Source organism: Henriciella marina (assembly GCF_027213945.1).
Classification (GTDB): Bacteria; Pseudomonadota; Alphaproteobacteria; order Caulobacterales; family Hyphomonadaceae; genus Henriciella; species Henriciella marina_A.
This window is the reverse complement of the sequence record NZ_JAPWGW010000004.1, coordinates 192,231-208,935: the sequence shown is the minus strand read 5'-3', so window position 1 is coordinate 208,935 and position 16,705 is coordinate 192,231. Positions and strand designations below refer to the sequence as shown.

14 protein-coding genes are annotated in these 16,705 nt (G+C 58.5%); 6 read left to right on the top strand and 8 right to left on the bottom strand.

Features of this window, described 5'->3' with window-relative positions:
• Window positions 1-3: 3 nt before the first annotated feature.
• Window positions 4-840, bottom strand: coding sequence for a 16S rRNA (uracil(1498)-N(3))-methyltransferase (locus tag O4G74_RS12995; protein ID WP_269403041.1), 837 nt, complete (start codon window positions 838-840; stop codon window positions 4-6).
• Here O4G74_RS12995 and O4G74_RS12990 point away from each other — a divergent pair.
• Genes O4G74_RS12990 through O4G74_RS12980 form a run of 3 tightly spaced genes read left to right on the top strand, consistent with a single transcriptional unit; the run spans window position 824 to window position 3,906 of the window.
• Window positions 824-2,188, top strand: a complete 1,365-nt coding sequence (locus O4G74_RS12990; protein WP_269403040.1) for an NAD-dependent succinate-semialdehyde dehydrogenase — start codon at window positions 824-826, stop codon at window positions 2,186-2,188. The two genes, O4G74_RS12995 and O4G74_RS12990, sit on opposite strands and share 17 nt — an antisense overlap.
• Window positions 2,189-2,214: 26 nt before the next feature.
• Window positions 2,215-3,210 carry a 4-hydroxybenzoate octaprenyltransferase gene (locus tag O4G74_RS12985; RefSeq protein ID WP_269403039.1) on the top strand — a complete coding sequence of 332 codons (996 nt, stop codon included), beginning with the start codon at window positions 2,215-2,217 and terminating at the stop codon, window positions 3,208-3,210.
• Between the two features lie 27 nt (window positions 3,211-3,237).
• Window positions 3,238-3,906: a DsbA family oxidoreductase gene (locus O4G74_RS12980; protein WP_269403038.1), complete on the top strand. Its 669-nt coding sequence runs from the start codon at window positions 3,238-3,240 to the stop codon at window positions 3,904-3,906.
• Here O4G74_RS12980 and O4G74_RS12975 read toward each other — a convergent pair.
• The 4 genes from O4G74_RS12975 to O4G74_RS12960 all read right to left on the bottom strand — a co-directional run bounded on the left by O4G74_RS12975 (window position 3,903) and on the right by O4G74_RS12960 (window position 9,668).
• Window positions 3,903-5,765, bottom strand: coding sequence for an ABC transporter ATP-binding protein (locus O4G74_RS12975; RefSeq protein WP_269403037.1), 1,863 nt, complete (start codon window positions 5,763-5,765; stop codon window positions 3,903-3,905). The genes O4G74_RS12980 and O4G74_RS12975 overlap by 4 nt on opposite strands.
• Window positions 5,665-6,747: an inositol monophosphatase family protein gene (locus O4G74_RS12970; RefSeq protein ID WP_269403036.1), complete on the bottom strand. Its 1,083-nt coding sequence runs from the start codon at window positions 6,745-6,747 to the stop codon at window positions 5,665-5,667. The genes O4G74_RS12975 and O4G74_RS12970 overlap by 101 nt, the downstream gene beginning before the upstream one ends.
• 22 nt (window positions 6,748-6,769) lie before the next feature.
• A complete protein-coding gene (locus O4G74_RS12965; RefSeq protein ID WP_269403035.1) occupies window positions 6,770-8,119 on the bottom strand; it encodes a TldD/PmbA family protein in 1,350 nt (449 codons plus the stop codon).
• Between the two features lie 85 nt (window positions 8,120-8,204).
• Window positions 8,205-9,668 (bottom strand): pyridoxal phosphate-dependent decarboxylase family protein, encoded by a 1,464-nt coding sequence (locus tag O4G74_RS12960; RefSeq protein ID WP_269403034.1) that lies wholly within the window; start codon window positions 9,666-9,668, stop codon window positions 8,205-8,207.
• A gap of 440 nt (window positions 9,669-10,108) precedes the next feature.
• Here O4G74_RS12960 and trmFO point away from each other — a divergent pair, with 440 nt between their 5' ends.
• Both trmFO and O4G74_RS12950 read left to right on the top strand, forming a co-directional pair.
• A complete protein-coding gene (gene trmFO, locus O4G74_RS12955) occupies window positions 10,109-11,521 on the top strand; it encodes a methylenetetrahydrofolate--tRNA-(uracil(54)-C(5))-methyltransferase (FADH(2)-oxidizing) TrmFO (RefSeq protein ID WP_269403033.1) in 1,413 nt (470 codons plus the stop codon).
• 64 nt (window positions 11,522-11,585) lie between these two features.
• Complete coding sequence (locus tag O4G74_RS12950) at window positions 11,586-12,335, top strand: class I SAM-dependent methyltransferase (RefSeq protein WP_269403032.1); 750 nt, start codon at window positions 11,586-11,588, stop codon at window positions 12,333-12,335.
• Here O4G74_RS12950 and O4G74_RS12945 read toward each other — a convergent pair.
• On the bottom strand, window positions 12,329-12,814 hold the full coding sequence (locus tag O4G74_RS12945) for a hypothetical protein (protein WP_269403031.1): 486 nt from the start codon (window positions 12,812-12,814) through the stop codon (window positions 12,329-12,331). The genes O4G74_RS12950 and O4G74_RS12945 overlap by 7 nt on opposite strands.
• A gap of 196 nt (window positions 12,815-13,010) precedes the next feature.
• Between O4G74_RS12945 and O4G74_RS12940 the strand changes: the two genes are divergently transcribed.
• Window positions 13,011-13,856 (top strand): hypothetical protein, encoded by an 846-nt coding sequence (locus O4G74_RS12940; RefSeq protein WP_269403030.1) that lies wholly within the window; start codon window positions 13,011-13,013, stop codon window positions 13,854-13,856.
• Here O4G74_RS12940 and O4G74_RS12935 read toward each other — a convergent pair.
• Window positions 13,853-14,461 (bottom strand): glutathione S-transferase family protein, encoded by a 609-nt coding sequence (locus tag O4G74_RS12935; RefSeq protein ID WP_269403029.1) that lies wholly within the window; start codon window positions 14,459-14,461, stop codon window positions 13,853-13,855. The two genes, O4G74_RS12940 and O4G74_RS12935, sit on opposite strands and share 4 nt — an antisense overlap.
• 156 nt (window positions 14,462-14,617) lie before the next feature.
• Complete coding sequence (locus O4G74_RS12930; RefSeq protein WP_269403028.1) at window positions 14,618-16,660, bottom strand: TonB-dependent receptor; 2,043 nt, start codon at window positions 16,658-16,660, stop codon at window positions 14,618-14,620.
• Window positions 16,661-16,705 lie beyond the last annotated feature (45 nt).

Genomic DNA, 16,705 nt, shown 5'->3' with positions numbered 1-16,705 from the left:
CCTCTAGCCGTTTTCGGTTTCAGGCAGATAGGGATGTTCCTGCCAGTCGCCAACACAAGATTGCCATAGTGTGAGCGCAGCAACCACAGCTGTCTCCGCACGAAGAATACGCGGTCCCAGTGTTACCGGTTGAATATGCTCAATTTTTCGGAGCCACTCGCGCTCTTTCGGAGAAAAGCCACCCTCTGGGCCGATGAGGACTCCTGCGGCGGTGTCGCGGGCCTCTGACAACACCTCGCGCATGGGTCTCGCATCGCCTGCTTCATCACAGTAATAAAGCGGTTTACCTGATGGCCAGCCTTCAAGTGCGCTGATCAGCGGCACATCATCAAACACTTCTGGCACGTCCATTCGCTCGGTCTGCTCAGCCGCCTCGATTACCACTGACTGTAACCGGTCCCGGCGCACCCGGCTCGACTGCGTGCGTTCGGTCATGACTGGCTGAATACGACGCACACCAAGTTCGCATGCTTTCTCTACGACGAAATCAGTACGCGCCTTCTTCAGCGGCGCGAAAAACAAGGTAAGATCGGGCGTTTCCACCTGTGGCCTCGACTGTCTGTCGGGCACGATAGAAGCGCGCTTACCGCTCCGGGGCACGACAGCCGCACGCCACTCACCGTCTCGTCCGTTAAAGACCCGGACAGGCGCACCTTCCCCAAGCCGCATGACACGCAGAATGTAATTCGCCTGGTTGTCGCTTAGCGCGACCATCTCTCCTGAAGACAGGGCCGCATCAATGAAAAGTCTGGGAACGGAACTCATGGCGACCATATAGGCTTCTGTTGTCAGAGAGTTAAGCCAAAACCAGCGAGGCCGCACGATGAGTGTCAGCTCCATCAATCCCGCCACTGAAGAAGTCATCGAAACTTTCGACCCTCACAGTCAGGTCGACGTGGACGCCGCGCTTGCCAAGGCTGATCAACGTTACGCCGACTGGCGGCTGACCAGTTTTGATGAACGCGCCAAGCTCATGGAGAATGCTGCCGAGGTGCTGGAGAGCCACGTCCGCGACTGGGCCCCGGCCATGAGCCGAGAGATGGGCAAACCGCTGGCGCAGGCCGAAGGTGAGTTGAAGAAGTGTGCCTGGGTTTGCCGCCATTATGCCGAGCACACCGAAGGCTATCTCAAAGACGAGAAGATCAAGACCAACGCCAGCCAGTCCTTCGTGCGTCATCTGCCTATCGGTCCGGTGTTGGCGGTCATGCCATGGAATTTTCCCTATTGGCAGGTCTTCCGGTTTGCTGCGCCGGCACTGATGGCGGGCAATGTTGGTCTTCTGAAGCATGCATCGAATGTCTGGCGCTGCGCCCTAAACATCGAGGACGTTTTCCGCGAGGCCGGCTTTCCGGTTGGCTGCTTTCAGACCCTGCTGATCGGTTCAGACGGCGTCGAGAATGTCCTGCGCGACCGGCGCGTGCGCGCGGCAACCCTGACCGGGTCTGGCCCGGCAGGCGCTTCAGTCGCCTCGATCTCCGGTGACGAGATCAAGCCAACCGTGCTGGAGCTTGGAGGGACCGACGCCTTCATCGTCATGCCTTCGGCTGATATCGAGAGCGCGGTCGAGACGGCTATCGACGCCCGCGTACAGAACAATGGCCAGTCCTGCATCGCGGCTAAACGCTTCTTCGCTCATGAAGATATCTATGACGAATTTCGCGACCGCTTCGTTGAGGGGATGAAGGCCTTGAAGATTGGCGATCCTCTGGCGGACGACACGAACATCGGCCCACTCGCCATGAAGGCGCTTCGCGATGATCTCACCGAACAGGTCGACAAGTCAGTGGCAGCAGGCGCCAGGCCGCTACTTGAAGCACGGTCATCGCCGGACAAGGGCTGGTGGTACGGACCGCAAATTCTGGAAGACGCCCCTGATACAGCGCCAGCCGCCCACGAAGAGATGTTCGGCCCGGTTGCTTCGCTATGGAAAGTCTCCAGCCTCTCACAGGCCATCGAGCGCGCAAATGACAGCCCTTTCGGACTCGGCTCGTCCATCTGCACGGCCGCCAAAGCCGAGATTGAGATGGCAATTCGTGATCTCGATGCAGGCTCCACATTCGTAAATTCAAAAGTAGCCAGCGACCCCCGCCTGCCCTTCGGCGGCGTCAAGGCATCAGGCTATGGGCGCGAACTTGCAGCAGACGGCATCAAGGCCTTCATTAATCGCAAGACCGTGTCTATCGCCTGAGGCGTGATTGCGGTTATACCGAGCCCATGAACGAACCGATCACACTAAGTACGCCGCCTGAAACTCCGGACGCTGTATCGCAACAAGAATCGGCCGAAGGTGCTGGAAGCAGTGCTGCCAAAGCCCCGGCAGACAGCGCATTACCGGGCTGGCTCACGTCTTTGCCGGACACGCTACGCCCCTACGCGGCGCTAGCCCGTCTCGACCGTCCAATCGGCACGTGGCTCGTCATGCTTCCGGCACTGGCTTCGCTCGCCTATACGCGCATGGAAACCGCTTTTGCGTGGATCGATATCTGGTGGGATATACTGATTATAGTCGGCGCTATCACGTTGCGGGGCGCGGCCTGCACATGGAATGACATCACTGACCGAGACTTTGACGGCGCGGTCGCACGAACCGCGAACCGGCCGCTGCCAGCTGGCGATGTGACTGTTACTCAAGCCTATGTGTTCCTCGGCATACAGGTCGCTGTGGCCTTTATTGCCTGGCTATGTATCCCGACTGACGCGAAAATAGTGTCCCTGCTTGCCCTTCCGCTCATCGCCGCTTACCCATTCATGAAGCGTGTGACGTGGTGGCCGCAGGTCTGGCTCGGCTTCACCATCAACTGGGGCGTGCTCGTTGCTGCGGCGATGGCTACCCATGTCTCGTTCGGCACTATCCTGCTCTATATCGGCTTTGCGGCTTGGACCGTCGGCTATGACACGATCTACGCCATGCAGGATCGGGACGACGATGCGCTCATAGGCGTGCGATCGACGGCAAGGCTTCTCGGTGAGCAAACGATCCTCGGCGCGTTCTGCTTCTATCTCGCAGCGACCGCGTTCTTTGGCGGCGCAGTTGCCGCGAACGGTGGCATGCCCCTCGCTGTGCTTGCAGTGATCGCCTTCTTTGGCCAAGCGATCTGGCAGGTCTACAAGATGAACCAGGGCGACGACCACGCGCTGATGGTGTTCAAATCAAACGCATGGGCGGCACTAATACTTGTCGCTGGCTTTACGCTGTCGGCGATAATCTAGGCACCCGACGCCACCAAGGAGGAACAGATGAACAAGCTGACCATCGAAATGGTATCCGATCTCGTATGCCCCTGGTGCTGGCTTGGCCTCCGGCGGATCCGTAGAGCAATCGATCTCGTTGAAGACGTAGACGTTGAGCTTGTCTTCCGCCCATTCGAACTCGATCCGACCATTCCACAGGGCGGCGTCAATTATCGTGATTACATGGCCAGCAAGTTCGGACCTGAAACCGAAGACAATCGCTGGGCGTCCATGCGGGAAGCCCTCGTCCAGTATGGCGAAGAAGAAGGCATACCATTTAATTTCGGTGAGCTACGCCACCGTCCTAACAGTTTCGATGCCCACCGGCTGGTTCGCTGGGCGCAGGGCCAGGGCAAAGGCGTCGAGGCGAAAGAGGCGCTATTCTCTGCCTACTTTGAGCATGCCCAGGACATCGGGGATTATGACGTGCTTGCAGACATTGGAGAGTCCATCGGACTTGAGCGCGATATCGTGGCCCGTCTGTTAGACTCCGGAGCCGACGCCGAAGCGGTCCGCGAAGAAGAAAACCTTTTCCGCGAGATGGGTATCGGCGGCGTTCCAACCTACATAGCGATGCGTCGCATTGCGGTACAAGGCGCCGAAAGCGCCGAGAAGCTAACGAAATTCCTCAGCGCTTCAGCCAAGCAGATGCCGCAACAGCGCAGTTATGGCTAGCTAAGCTGTAGCTCGACGAGCTGCTTGTAGAGACCGCCCTCGCGTATCAGATCGTGATGGGTGCCTTCTTCTGCGACCCGGCCGTCGTCCAGGACAATGATGCGATCGGCCGAACGCACTGTCGATAGCCTGTGAGCAATAACAAGCGTCGTACGGTCCTTCGCATACTCGGCGAGCGCTGCCTGTACTTTGGCCTCACTTTCGGCATCGAGTGCGGACGTCGCTTCGTCGAGCAGCAGAATTGGTGCCTGACGGATGATCGCGCGGGCGAGAGAGATACGCTGTCGCTGACCGCCAGAAAGGTTGCGCCCCATTTCACCGCATGGCGCCTCGTAACCGCCGGGAAGCCCAAGGATGAAGTCATGGGCGCTGGCCGCGCGAGCGGCGCCCTTGATCTCTTCCAGGCTCGCGCCCATACGGCCAAGCGCGATGTTGGCAGCGACGGTATCATCGAACAGCAACGCTTCTTGAGCGACGAGCGCCGTGGACCTGCGTAGGCTCGCCCCCGTATAGGCGCGCACATCTGATCCATCGACCATGACCGATCCAGAAACAGGCTCATAAAGTCGCAATAAGAGATTGAAAACTGTAGACTTCCCAGCGCCTGATGGCCCGACCAGCGCCACTGTTTCCCCTGGGCTGGCAGAAAAGCTGAGGCCTTTTAGAGCCTGCGACCCGTCAGGATAAGCGAAGTGGACGTCCCGAAACTCCACGCTGCCGCGGGCATTCTCAAGTGTGCGGGCATCGGCGCGATCCTTGATCTGCGGCTCGGCGTCAATGATCTCGAAGACACGATCAGCGGCTGCGCCCCCTTCCTGCGCAACCGCATTCAACGTGCCAAGCGCGCGCACTTCTGGCGCCGCAACTGCGACCGCGCCGATGACGCCGACGAAGTTGCCGAGAGATGTGTCACCGTCTGCAATGCGCCACGCGGTCAGGGCCAGTATGCCGACCAGTGCGAGCCCCCCGGTAATCTCCAGGATTGGATCCACGGCGGCCCTGTCCGTGAGGACTTTCAGGAACAACCGCGAGCGCTCGACGAAGCCGCGCTTTGCCCTGCCCTTCTGGTACTCTTCCAGCCCATAGGCCTTGACCACGCGCGCCGACTGGAAACTCTCTGACAGGAGCGAGGCCACTTCGCCGATCTGTTTCTGTGCCCGCTTGGATCGCTTGCGAACACGATTGCCGAGGCTGATGACCGGCCCGAAGGCAATCGGATAAACGAGAAGCAAAATCAGCGTCAGCTTCCAGTCCATGATGAACATGGTGATCAGGACGCCAATGACGGTGAGCACGCCTTTGGTCAGATTATTCGCAAGTCGAAGACCGGCGTCGCGGATCGCATTCACATCATTGATGAAACGCGAAACAAACCCGCCTGACCTGTCAGCTGACAGACGCGCAAAGTCCCCTTCGGTCAGCGAAGCGAACTGATCGGCCTGAATGTCTACAATGGCGCGCTGCACACCGGTATTGTTGGCCAGCGTCATGCCGTAAAGTGACAGGGATCGTAACGCTGCCGCGAGCCCGATAATGCCGATCAGCCACCACAGGCTGGACGGCACGGAGGCGGTCTGTGGCCCCGCAAGGTCCTCAAGGCCTTCCACGACCAGTTTCAGAAGATAACCATAAGATGCGGCCGCAACCGCCGTTACGGCTGCGCAGCCCGTACCGATGACAAACCATCTAAGGTGAGGCCTGAACCGCTCCTTGATCAGCCTGAAAAGGCTGTGAGTGCGTTCCGGCCCGCTCGCCATGTCAGACGTGATGATGAGAGCCCGTTTCAGGGTCGAGCAGCCTGTGCGCATGAAGGATGAAGTAGCGCATTTCCGCGTGGTCCACGGTGCGTTGCGCTGCATTCTTCCAGGCATCATAGGCCGCTTTGTAGCTTGGGAAGGCCCCCACAAAGTCCAACTTGGAAAGGTCTTCGAACTCAATGCCGCGCACGTCTTTCAACTCACCGCCAATGACGAGGTGAAGAAGTTGCTTGGTCTCCGGCATATCAGCCATTTTCGTCTGCTCCGTTTCACTCGCCCTGTCATATGGCCTGACCGTCCAGTTCGGATCAGGCAGTCGGACGCCTTTGACGCGCTCCACTAACAGAGGATGCAGGCGCTTTCCAGCCGCAATGAGACTACGTTGTGCCGGTTCACTGCGATTGAATCTGAAGCGCTCGCCTAGATGCGTTGTCGCAACGCCGCCAGCCTCTTCAACAATAACTGCCCCTGCGGCAAGGTCCCAATCCGATTTACGCCACAGCGCGAGCGTCGCATCCCATTCTCCGGTTGCCACCCAGCACATGCGCAGCAGGGTCGCATTCGGCTTCGGACGGGCAAGCTTCATATCTGGCCAAGGGACACGCCACGCCGGATGCGTGAGCATCGATTCGGATGCGATCATCTTGCACCCTGTTTCTTCGTCGCAGCTGCTGGTCAGCAATCGCTGTCCGTTCAGCCAGGCTCCCTTGCCACGCTCTGCCGCATAAGTTTCTCCGAGTGCAGGTGCGTGAACCACGCCGCAAACCGCATGTCCGTCTTTCACCAGGGCGCCAGCGATAGCCCAGTAAGGCTCCCCCCCCATGAATGCGCGCGTGCCGTCGATCGGATCGACACACCAAACAGTATCGGTAAGGTGTGTATCGCGGGAAAGCGCGGTTTCCTCAGACAACCAGCCATAATCCGGCCTGTTGCCCGACAAGTGGCGCTTGATGATGCGATTAGCTTCCAGGTCGGCATTGGTAACGGGGTGGCCCGGCGTCTTCTCCCATGCCTTGGTGTCTCCCCGCTCGAATCGAGCAAGCGCCATATTTCCAGCCTCAATCACGGCTTCCTGAAGAAGCATGAAATCATCGCTGAAAGCCGTCTCAATTGCCTGCAATCGACATGTCCTCAACCAGAAGGCTTGGCGCATTGATGCGGCCTCGGAATTCGAGATCTGACGCCGGAATGAGACGGGCAAAGATCGCCGGCAAGTCCCCGGCAATCGTCACCTCCGATACCGGGTGCTGGATTTCGCCATTCTCGAACCAGAAGCCAGCTACACCGACCGAATAGTCGCCGGTGTTTGGATTGATCGACGGTCCAAACATGTCCGTGACGAGAAGGCCTTTGCCCGCTTCCGACATCAGCGTTTCAGGTGTCTTCGCACCTGCTTCGATATGCGTATTCGATGTGCCGACGCCCGGTGGGTTACCGAAGCCGCCCGCCGCAAAGCCATTCGGCCGTAAGCCTAGCTGGCGCGCCGAAGACGTGTTGAGCAGCCAGCGCGTCAGGACGCCGTCCTCGACCAGTGCCGACTTCGCGACCGGGAGCCCCTCCCCATCATGATTGCGGCAACCGAGGGCCCGCTCAAGAAACGGATCATCTATGATGTTCAGTCCATCGCCAAAGACCTTCTGGTCCATCCGGTCTTTCAGAAAGCTGACGCCACGAGCCACGGACGGGCCGGAAATCCCTGACAGGAATGCACCGATAAGGCTGGATGAAACACGCTTGTCATAAATAACCGCGGCCTTCTGTGTCTTCACCTTGCGCGGGCCGAGCCGTGCAACAGCGCGTTCGCCGGCGGTGCGGCCAATCTCTGCTGGTGACGGCCGGTGAGCCATCTTGCGCACGCTCCAGCTGTCGTAGTCGCGCTCCATGGCGTCGTCACGCATCGCAACGGCAGCGAGCCCAAGACTCGTAGATCCGCCCGCGAGGTAAGATGAGAAACCATTGCTCGCTGCAACCCAGCGCTCGGACCGGCTCCAGCCATTGCCGCAACCTGCAACCGTCTTCACGCCCTTTATCGCCAATGCTGCAGCCTCTGCCTCAATCGCATCTGATTCGAGCTTCTCGAGCGCGATCTCGCCGTCTCCTTCGAGATCAAGTTCTGGAGGATTGGTCTCCAGAAGATCATGATCAGGCAGACCCGCGAACCTGTCCTCTGGAACGGCCTTCGCCATTGCGACGCATCGTTCGGCCATCGTTCGCAGCGCGTCGTCTGAAAGATCCGAACCCGAAACATGCGCCTGCCGCTGCCCAAAAAGGGCCCGAAGCGAGACGCCCTGAGACTCGCTGCGCTCTACATTTTCGAGCTTGCCGTCGCGAACATCGACGCTGACGCCATCAGAGACTGCTAGCGAACAATCAGCGGCCGTCGCACCTGCAGCCAGGCATTGGTCGATGAGTGTTGCGAGGATGTCCTGCGGGGGCGTTTTGAAGCTGGATGTCATACTAGTTGAGGTAACCCTGTCTCGTGTGAGCGGCAACGCCCAAGCTGTCAGCTTTTTGCAGGCCGTTTCGCAAGGATGCCTCCGGTCAGGTATGGCGAAACTGCGCGAGTGCTTCAGGTGCTAGATCATCTATAGCGCCCAGCAGCACATGAAGATCAGCTTCGCGGGTCCTGTGATTGGTTATATTAACGCGTATCGCAAGTTTGCCATTCACTTTCGTCGTGGATGGTGCCGCAACGCCAGTTTCCTGAAGCCGGACAACGATTTCCTCATTCAGAGCATCGAGTTCAGATTCAGTCAGACCATCAGCCCGATAGCGGAAGCAACATATGGATGTTTCGACAGGCGCCAGACGTTCAAGAGACGGTGCATCGTCAACAAGTGCGGCTAGTGTTCTGACGAGTTGACAGTTTTCAGAAATCGCGGCGCCAAGTCGCTGCGGCCCGAACTCAGCAATGTGCGCCCAGACTTTGAGCGCACGGAAGCCTCGCGACAGCTCTGGTCCGAACTCAACCGGCCACGGATTGCCAGCCGCCAACCCTCTTTCGGCAGCCTTCAGATATTCCGGGCGCGTCGAGAACGTACGGCGATGCAGATCTTCATCGCGGACCAAAACAAAACCTGCATCATAATTGACGTGTAGCCATTTATGGAAATCGAAAGCAATGGAATGCGCGCGCTCTATGCCGCGCAGCTTGGGCGCGACTTCGTCGCTCAAGATTCCCGAAGCCGCAAACGCACCGTCAACGTGAAACCATAGCTTTTCCTGTTCTGCGATAACCGCAAGACCGCCCAGATCATCAATTGCTCCGGTATTGACCGTACCGGCTGTGCCAATGACGGCGAATGGAACAAGTCCGGCTGCCCTGTCCCGATCAATCGCAGACTTGAGAGCCGACAGGTCCATGCGGAACGCGCCGTTCACAGCGATTTTACGCAGCGCCGATGTCCCCAGACCCAATATGTCCAGGGCGCGGGCGTTGCACGCATGCGCCTCGGCAGAGGTATAGGCAACCAGCTTCGATCCATCGACGCCGGTCTCTCGCGAAGCAAAACCAAGCGCGGCATCGCGAGCCACCTTCAGGGCGACGACTGTCGCCATCGACGTACCCGTTACGACCAGACCGCTCGCCGTTTGCGGAAAGCCAAACTGTTCAGCGACCCACGCGGTCAAGGCGCGCTCGACCTTGAGGCCCACATGATCTCGCCCGCCGCAATTGGCGTTGAGTGACGCTTCAATCATTGCTGGCAGCAAGCCGAACGGTGTCCCACTGCCATGCACCCAGCCCAAAAATCGTGGATGGGTGTTTCCAACCCCGTAGGGGAGCAAAGACGCAAGCGCCGCATCGCAAGCATCGGCCTCAAGCGGTGCAGCGACGAGCGCCTGCTCTAGCTGCGACTCCACGTCTTTCGGCACGGGTGACCAGACACTACCCGTCCCGGCCTGCTCAAGCCGGTCGAGCGCCCGGTCCAGCGTCTCATGGGCGCGCTGTCTGAACGCGGCCCAGTCATCTGGTTCCAAAGCGCTCTTCTCAGGAAAATCAGTCACAGTCTGGTTGGTCCTCTGGCTTTCATCAGATCCACCACTCCCTCGCCTTTAATCGCTTTCGTAGCAATCGGGCGATGTACTTCGGCCCGCATCCACATCCTTCAATGGGTGGCGCCGGATAATTGAAAGACCGATCAAGCCGGAAACGGCGTTAGCTACAACAGTCGCAATCGCGAGACCCAGAAAACCACCTGCCAGGACACCAATCCATGCTCCGGTTGCCAGAAGCCCGATTGCCCGACCTGCGCCGACAAAAAGCCCACTGACCGACCGCACAAGACCATTGAGCGCGGCGGTCAGTGAGTAAGCCTTTCGGAAACAGTATCATCCCACCACAACCGGCAGGCACCGCACCGTAGCTATGATGCCGCGACTTTCCGTCCAGCCATGATGCCCGCGTCAGCTTGACCTAGCGGCCACGAAGCAGCACATCGCGGGACATGAGCATCAAACCGATCCACATCATTGGCGGCGGCATGGCCGGGTCCGAAGCCGCCTGGCAAGCTGCAAATATGGGCGTGCCCGTCATTATCCATGAGATGCGCGGCGTACGCGGCACCGAGGCGCACCAGACTGACAAGCTGGCAGAACTCGTCTGCTCGAACTCCTTCCGCTCCGACGATCACACGTCAAACGCCGTCGGCGTGCTGCATGAAGAAATGCGCCGGGCGAATGGCCTGATCATCACAAAGGGCGGTGAGCACTCCGTCCCGGCCGGCAGCGCGCTGGCTGTGGACCGCGAAGGCTTTTCCGAGGATGTCACCGCCACCCTCGAAGCTCACCCGAACATCACCATCGTGCGCGAAGCGATCGACGACATCCCGCCAGAAGACTGGGACAGCGTCATCATTGCGACGGGCCCACTGACCTCAATCAAGCTCGCCGAAGCCATTCGCGCGCATACGGGCGAGGAGGATCTCGCCTTCTTCGACGCGATCGCACCCATTGTCTATTTCGAGAGCATCGACATGGACAAGGCGTGGCGCCAAAGCCGCTATGACAAGCCCGGCCCGCACGGCGAGAAAGCCGCCTACATCAACTGCGCCATGAATGAGGAACAGTATAACGCCTTCATCGACGCGCTGATCGCCGGTGAGAAAACCGAGTTCAAGGATTGGGAAAAGGACACGCCGTACTTCGAGGGGTGCCTGCCTATCGAAGTTATGGCAGAGCGCGGGCGCGAGACGCTTCGTTTTGGTCCGATGAAACCAGTTGGGCTTACAAACCCGCACAATCCGGACGTGAAAGCCCATGCCGTAGTTCAGCTGCGCCAAGACAATGCGCTCGGCACGCTCTGGAACATGGTCGGTTTCCAGACCAAGCTGAAATACGGGGCACAGGCCGACATCTTCCGGATGATCCCGGGACTGGAGAACGCACAGTTCGCTCGCCTTGGCGGCATTCACCGCAACACTTTCCTCAACTCACCAAAGCTGCTCGACGAACAGCTGCGCATGAAGTCGATGCCACGGCTTCGTTTCGCAGGTCAGATAACGGGCGTCGAAGGCTATGTCGAAAGCGCTGCCATGGGTCTTCTCGCTGGTCGGTTCGCCGCAGCCGAACGCCTCGGGCTAGAGCTTGCGCCGCCGCCACCAACTACCGCGCTCGGCGCTCTTGTCGGTCACATCACGGGCGGCCACCTTGAGGGCAAACAAAGCTTCCAACCGATGAACATTAATTTCGGCCTCTTCCCTGATCCGGAACCGGGCACCGTCCCGACAAAGGATGAGGAAGGCAAACGCATTCGCGGCAAGGCAAAGGGCCGCGCCAAGAAAGGCGTTCAAGCCGTTCGGGCGCTGCAGGACATTGATACCTGGCTCTCGGCGCAGCGCGAGCCTGTCGCAGCAGAGTAGTCGCGCAATGCTGCAGGGTAAGTAACGTGCGAACCTTCTTCGGATTGGTGATACCAATGAGCCGATGAACGCGCTCTATGACACCATCGGCGTCGACTACGCCCAGCTTCGCAAACCCGACCCGCGGATCGCGCGCCAGATCCATGCGGCGATTGGTGACGCCAGAACTATTCTGAATGTCGGCGCGGGAAGCGGCTCATACGAACCGCAAGGGCGCAAGCTGACAGCGCTTGAGCCTTCGGCAGAGATGATCGCCCAGCGCCCAGCATCAGATGCCGTGGCGATACAGGGCTCGGCCGAGTCCCTGCCCTTCGCCGACAAGAGGTTCGATGCCTCAATGGCCGTATTGACTATCCATCACTGGAGCGATCAGGCCAGAGGCTGCGTAGAGATGCGAAGGGTAACGCGCGGGCCCGTCGTGTTCCTCACTTTCGATGCCAATCATAAGGACTTCTGGCTATTCGATTATTTCCCAGCGCTGCTTACGCTGGATGAAGCCACCATGCCCCCAATGGAGCGGTACGCAGACTGGCTGGGCGAAGTCGTGATCGACGCCGTTCCGATCCCCCATGATTGCACCGACGGCTTTCTCGCCGCCTATTGGAGGCGGCCTGCCGCCTATCTCGACCCGCGTATCCGCCGCGCCATGTCGTCCTTCTGGAAAATAGGCGACGTGTCGGACGGACTGGAACAGCTTGATCGCGATCTCAAAGACGGTTCTTGGGAAACGAGCTATGGGCATCTATTGAAGCTGGACACGCTCGACTGTGGCTACCGGCTGGTGCGAACCACTCATCCGGCGAGATGTCAGTGATACACCCCCAGAGGGCCGTCCGATCCAGAGTGGCCCTGATGAAGCGCATCATTGCCGGTTGAGGTTAGAGCATCCCGATTATTCTTGCAGCCAATGATAAAGATCGCCTGATCTAGCAGCCCTGGCATCGGCTCAAGCACATCATTGATCTGATGCAAAAGTATGCGGCTTTCGTCTGAAAGCACCCCTGCTGCAAGAGCGATCTCAGTGAGATTGGCGATGGCGCAGTTGCTCTGTTCTCTGTTCATGGTGCCTTTCAGCAGTTGCAGGCAGTCTTCAGGGCTCTCCCGCAACTCCCAAGCAGCGGAAGCCGCCTGCCAGTCGGGACAACTGATTGCGCAGTGAAGGGCGCGAACGATTTGCGTCGTGTCATCCCCGCTATCCTTGTTTTCCATCATCATGATGCAGGCCAGCATGAACGCCGCTTTCGCCGTTAGCGGTTTCTGCGTCGATGCCACTTTGATTGAGGATTTCATCATCGTGTCTCCAGATCGGCTCAGTTCAGGTCATTGCGAATGGGTTCGCTCAAGCCGCTAATCGACATCATTTTCGCGCTGCCACAAAATGCCGTTACCGAAGTTCCGCCGAAGTTTGGACGAACATGCCCCTGTTTTCACTACCATATTTTTCTTGCAGGGTTTCAACCATACGTGAACATGGTATGCGTGATGCCGCATGGCAGATTACATTTTTCACGAGCCTCCGAACGACCACGACTTCCGGGAGCTCTTCCAGTTTATATGCGATCATGGCATCGGGCAGCCGGTGGACGCTCGCGGTCACTTCCAGCCATGGAGCGACGAAGCGCTGGAAGCCGCCTTCGCTGAGACGGCGACTTCCGTGGATAAGAGATCAATCCAGAGCTGGCGAAGTGGCGCGTCGGTGCCGCGTCTGGACAAACTTCGCTCCCTTGCCGATCTGATCACCAGATCGGCAGGCCAGCGTAGCATATGGCTCAAGGCGCTGATCGACGCACGTCGCAAATCGATTGATGCACGAAAAAGGCAAGCAACGGCAGAAAAGCCCTCGCCATCTAACTCTTACGCACCTGACGACCCTCCTCTAAGACCACGCAACAGCAAATGGGTCGCCACAGCAGCCGCAATCGCGCTTGCCGGTCTGACGCTCATCGGCGCCATGTTCGTTTTCAGTGACCGGGACGCTGAGGCCAGCATCGCGAACATTCAGTTCTGCACGGAAGAAAACTTCTCCACGGAGAGCTTTTCCTGTCTGGAAACGTCGCAGTCATTCGACGAAAACACCACGACGCTGATGGTGACGTTTGATCTGGTCAATGTCGACGAGGGCGCATCGTTTGAGCGCATCTGGTACCGAGAGGGTCTCGAATTTCTCCGCAAGTCCAGCTTCAATGATGAAGCGTGGCCCGGATACACCTTTCTCAACTTTGATCGGTTTCCGGAGGGCAACTACACCCTCCGGATCATCGTCGATGGCAAGTCTTTCACTTCGACTTTCAAGATTGGAGACGAGACAGGATATCTCGCTTACGAGCAGGACTAGCCGATCTGTTCTTTCGCACGCTCGCGCCACTTCCCGATATTCTCGAACTCTTCGTGCGGTTTCCATTTCATTACGCCAGCAAAACCGGTGAAGCAGTAGAGCGTGATATCGGCAATTGAGAAGCGACCCGCAGCAAGGAAATCGTTTTCCGCCAGATGCGCATTGATGCGCTTTGCCATGGCCCGCGCGCCCTTCTCTGCCTTTGCGCCGACCTCGGGCAATTGCGGAACCTCTAGCGGCGCCATCGCCGGATGCGTGTTGCGGAACCAGGTCGCGAACTGGATGAAGAGCATGAGTTCAACGCGGCGGTCCCACATCTCGATCAGCGCCTTCTCCTTCGGATCGGCTCCCATCAGGTTCGGCTCAGGGAAAACACCTTCGAAATAGGTACAGATTGCCCGGCTTTCTGTCAGCGTGGTTCCGTCATCAAGCACGAGAGACGGCACCTGCGAGAAAGGAGAAACCTTTCGGTAGTCATCGGTCTTGTGTTCCTGCTTCATGATCGAGATCTCTTCGATCTCGACCGCACCAAGCTTGCCCTTGGCTTTCAGGAAGTTGGTCACGCGTTCCGGATTCGGCGCTTGCGGGCTGTGATAAAGCTTCATCGGTTTCCTCCTCGGTTTGCCGAGAGGTGTAGCGCGCCACAGGCGGCATGCGAAGCCTTCCGTGGCGAAGATTTCTAACGATTTAGGAGCAACAATTCAGCACACACACGCCGCCTCTCCAGCAAAAGCGGGGAGGTCGGAAAAAGGACTAGTCGGCTAATTAAACCGCTTCCTCACCCCGAACGTCGCGTTCAGGGGCTCACCCGGGAAATATCGGTTATTGCCGAAGGCAAGGTCCGCCCGGTCTGCATAGTTCAGGTCGAACAGGTTTCGCACGATGACAAAGCCTTCCAGCGTCTCGCTAAATGCGTAGGACGCGCGCGCATGCGTTGACGTATGGCCTGGATAGGTCTGCGTATTGCCCGGATCGACATAGTACTCACCGATATACTCGGCTGAAAGACTGGCTTCGAACCGCTCAGTCGGGTGCCAGGTCACACGAATATCGCCAAGCCAATTTGGCGCGGTATCGACTTCATTGCCATCGCGGATGACCTCGGAGCCTGCGGCGACAATCCGGTCGAAAGTGTATGTGTGCTCAGCATAACTCGCGGTCCCGGATATAGTGAACGCTTCGTTCACTAACCAGTTCGCCTGCGCTTCAATACCGGTATGCAGCGTGGACCCGTCGGTCACGTTAAGGCCGTCGGAATCTCGGAAAAAGAAGTTCTCTTTCTCAGCATAGTACGCTGCGACGTCAAAGATCATGCCCCCATTGAGCGCCGCGCCGCGAACACCAGCTTCAAAACTGTCCATCGATTCCACATCGGCTTCAGCGATGCCCTGCTGGCTCTGCAGCCTGTAGAGGTCAGAGGCCTGAGGCGCGCGCTCTCCGCGCGAATAATTGGCGTAATAGCTGACAGAGCCATCACCCGGTGACCAGATCGCGCCAAGTTTCGGCGTCAGCAAGTCATAGCTATCTTCACGGTTCGCCGGCACGAGGAACCGGCCGTTCGGCCCAGGCGGCACGTCCGTCTCATAGTCATAGTCGTGGGTTTCCCCCCGCAGCCCTGCCAGAATGGTCAGCTCATCAGACACCGCCCATTCGGCCTCGGTCCAGAGTGCAAACACGGTCGTATCGACGGTGTAGTCGTAGTGGACCCCGACCGGGAAGCGGCTATCGCCCGGGAAGAACCCAAACGGCTCAAGCTGGGTTTCTTTCAGCCAGCCCGAAGCAATGTCGGCGTCAGCGCCAATACGCAGCATCACTGCATCACTGGCTGCAAACTCATACTTCGACTGAAGGCCGAACGCATCGTGCCCGTTTTCTTCCACGCCGCCATTCGGCAGGAAGTGCTGGGCAAATTCCATCTCCTGCCAGCGATAGAATGGCGTTAGCGTAAGCTCGCCCGGACCGATTTCACGAGACAGCCGGACGGCCCCCATGGCCCATTGGGCATCGCGATAGGCCTCCGGGTTCGGGTTTTGCGTTGCAAGGTCATCATCGCGATACGCCTTGTACCCCTGAATGAAGCCACCCGTTTCCTGATTGAGATTGGATGCACTGACGAAGGCGAGACCGTCCCATCCGGCCACGTCAAACGTATACTGGGCCGAAAGCTTTTGCTGCTCGACGCCAGTAATATCACGCCAACCCGCATCGTCCTGAAGTGACAGCGATACCCGTGCCTTGTCGCCCAGATTACCAGTTACATCTGCCTTATAGCGATTGAGCGTCGAACCCGAGAGACGCGCATCAGCAAACGAACCGGGCTGTGGTGCGCCCAGAATGACATTGATAAGGCCATGTACCGCGTTCGAACCGTACTTGGCGGACCCGGGCCCTCGCACGATCTCGATCGCATCTGCTGTCTCGTGATGGATCTCGAACAGCGAGTTGACGTTACCAAAGGCGGGTGAGCGCGTCGGCACACCATTCTGGAGAATCAGGAAGCTTCCCTGGCCGGCACCGCCCGTCAGCACGGGCGAGCGCAGCGCAATCAGATGTTCCTGCCCCGAATTCATCTGGACGTTTACGCCCGGCAACTCATTCAGGATCTGCGCGGGGTGATCTGCATTGACCGTGACGATCACGTCTTCATCGACTGTCGCAACACTGCCTGGCTGCTCATTGGTCCGGTCGCCGAAGACGAGTACAGGCGATAGCCTTGAACCACCGTCACCAGTTTGGGCATCCGCTCCAGCTAAAGACGCGAGAGCTAGGGTTGCTGTTGTTGCAAGCAGAAGGCGTGACGGCATGAAAGAACCCGAAATTCAGAAAAGAAACGAGTTCCAGAGTGTAGG

Excerpts from the sequence above, each read along its gene's own strand:
- O4G74_RS12970 (WP_269403036.1), bottom strand. The coding sequence starts at position 6,747 with ATGCTTCTTCAGGAAGCCGTGATTGAGGCTGGAAATATGGCGCTTGCT.
- O4G74_RS12985 (WP_269403039.1), top strand. The coding sequence starts at position 2,215 with ATGAACGAACCGATCACACTAAGTACGCCGCCTGAAACTCCGGACGCT.
- O4G74_RS12930 (WP_269403028.1), bottom strand. The coding sequence starts at position 16,660 with ATGCCGTCACGCCTTCTGCTTGCAACAACAGCAACCCTAGCTCTCGCG.
- O4G74_RS12965 (WP_269403035.1), bottom strand. The coding sequence starts at position 8,119 with ATGACATCCAGCTTCAAAACGCCCCCGCAGGACATCCTCGCAACACTC.
- trmFO (WP_269403033.1), top strand. The coding sequence starts at position 10,109 with ATGAGCATCAAACCGATCCACATCATTGGCGGCGGCATGGCCGGGTCC.
- O4G74_RS12990 (WP_269403040.1), top strand. The coding sequence starts at position 824 with ATGAGTGTCAGCTCCATCAATCCCGCCACTGAAGAAGTCATCGAAACT.
- O4G74_RS12935 (WP_269403029.1), bottom strand. The coding sequence starts at position 14,461 with ATGAAGCTTTATCACAGCCCGCAAGCGCCGAATCCGGAACGCGTGACC.
- O4G74_RS12945 (WP_269403031.1), bottom strand. The coding sequence starts at position 12,814 with ATGATGAAATCCTCAATCAAAGTGGCATCGACGCAGAAACCGCTAACG.
- O4G74_RS12980 (WP_269403038.1), top strand. The coding sequence starts at position 3,238 with ATGAACAAGCTGACCATCGAAATGGTATCCGATCTCGTATGCCCCTGG.
- O4G74_RS12940 (WP_269403030.1), top strand. The coding sequence starts at position 13,011 with ATGGCAGATTACATTTTTCACGAGCCTCCGAACGACCACGACTTCCGG.
- O4G74_RS12995 (WP_269403041.1), bottom strand. The coding sequence starts at position 840 with ATGGAGCTGACACTCATCGTGCGGCCTCGCTGGTTTTGGCTTAACTCT.
- O4G74_RS12975 (WP_269403037.1), bottom strand. The coding sequence starts at position 5,765 with ATGCAGCGCAACGCACCGTGGACCACGCGGAAATGCGCTACTTCATCC.
- O4G74_RS12950 (WP_269403032.1), top strand. The coding sequence starts at position 11,586 with ATGAACGCGCTCTATGACACCATCGGCGTCGACTACGCCCAGCTTCGC.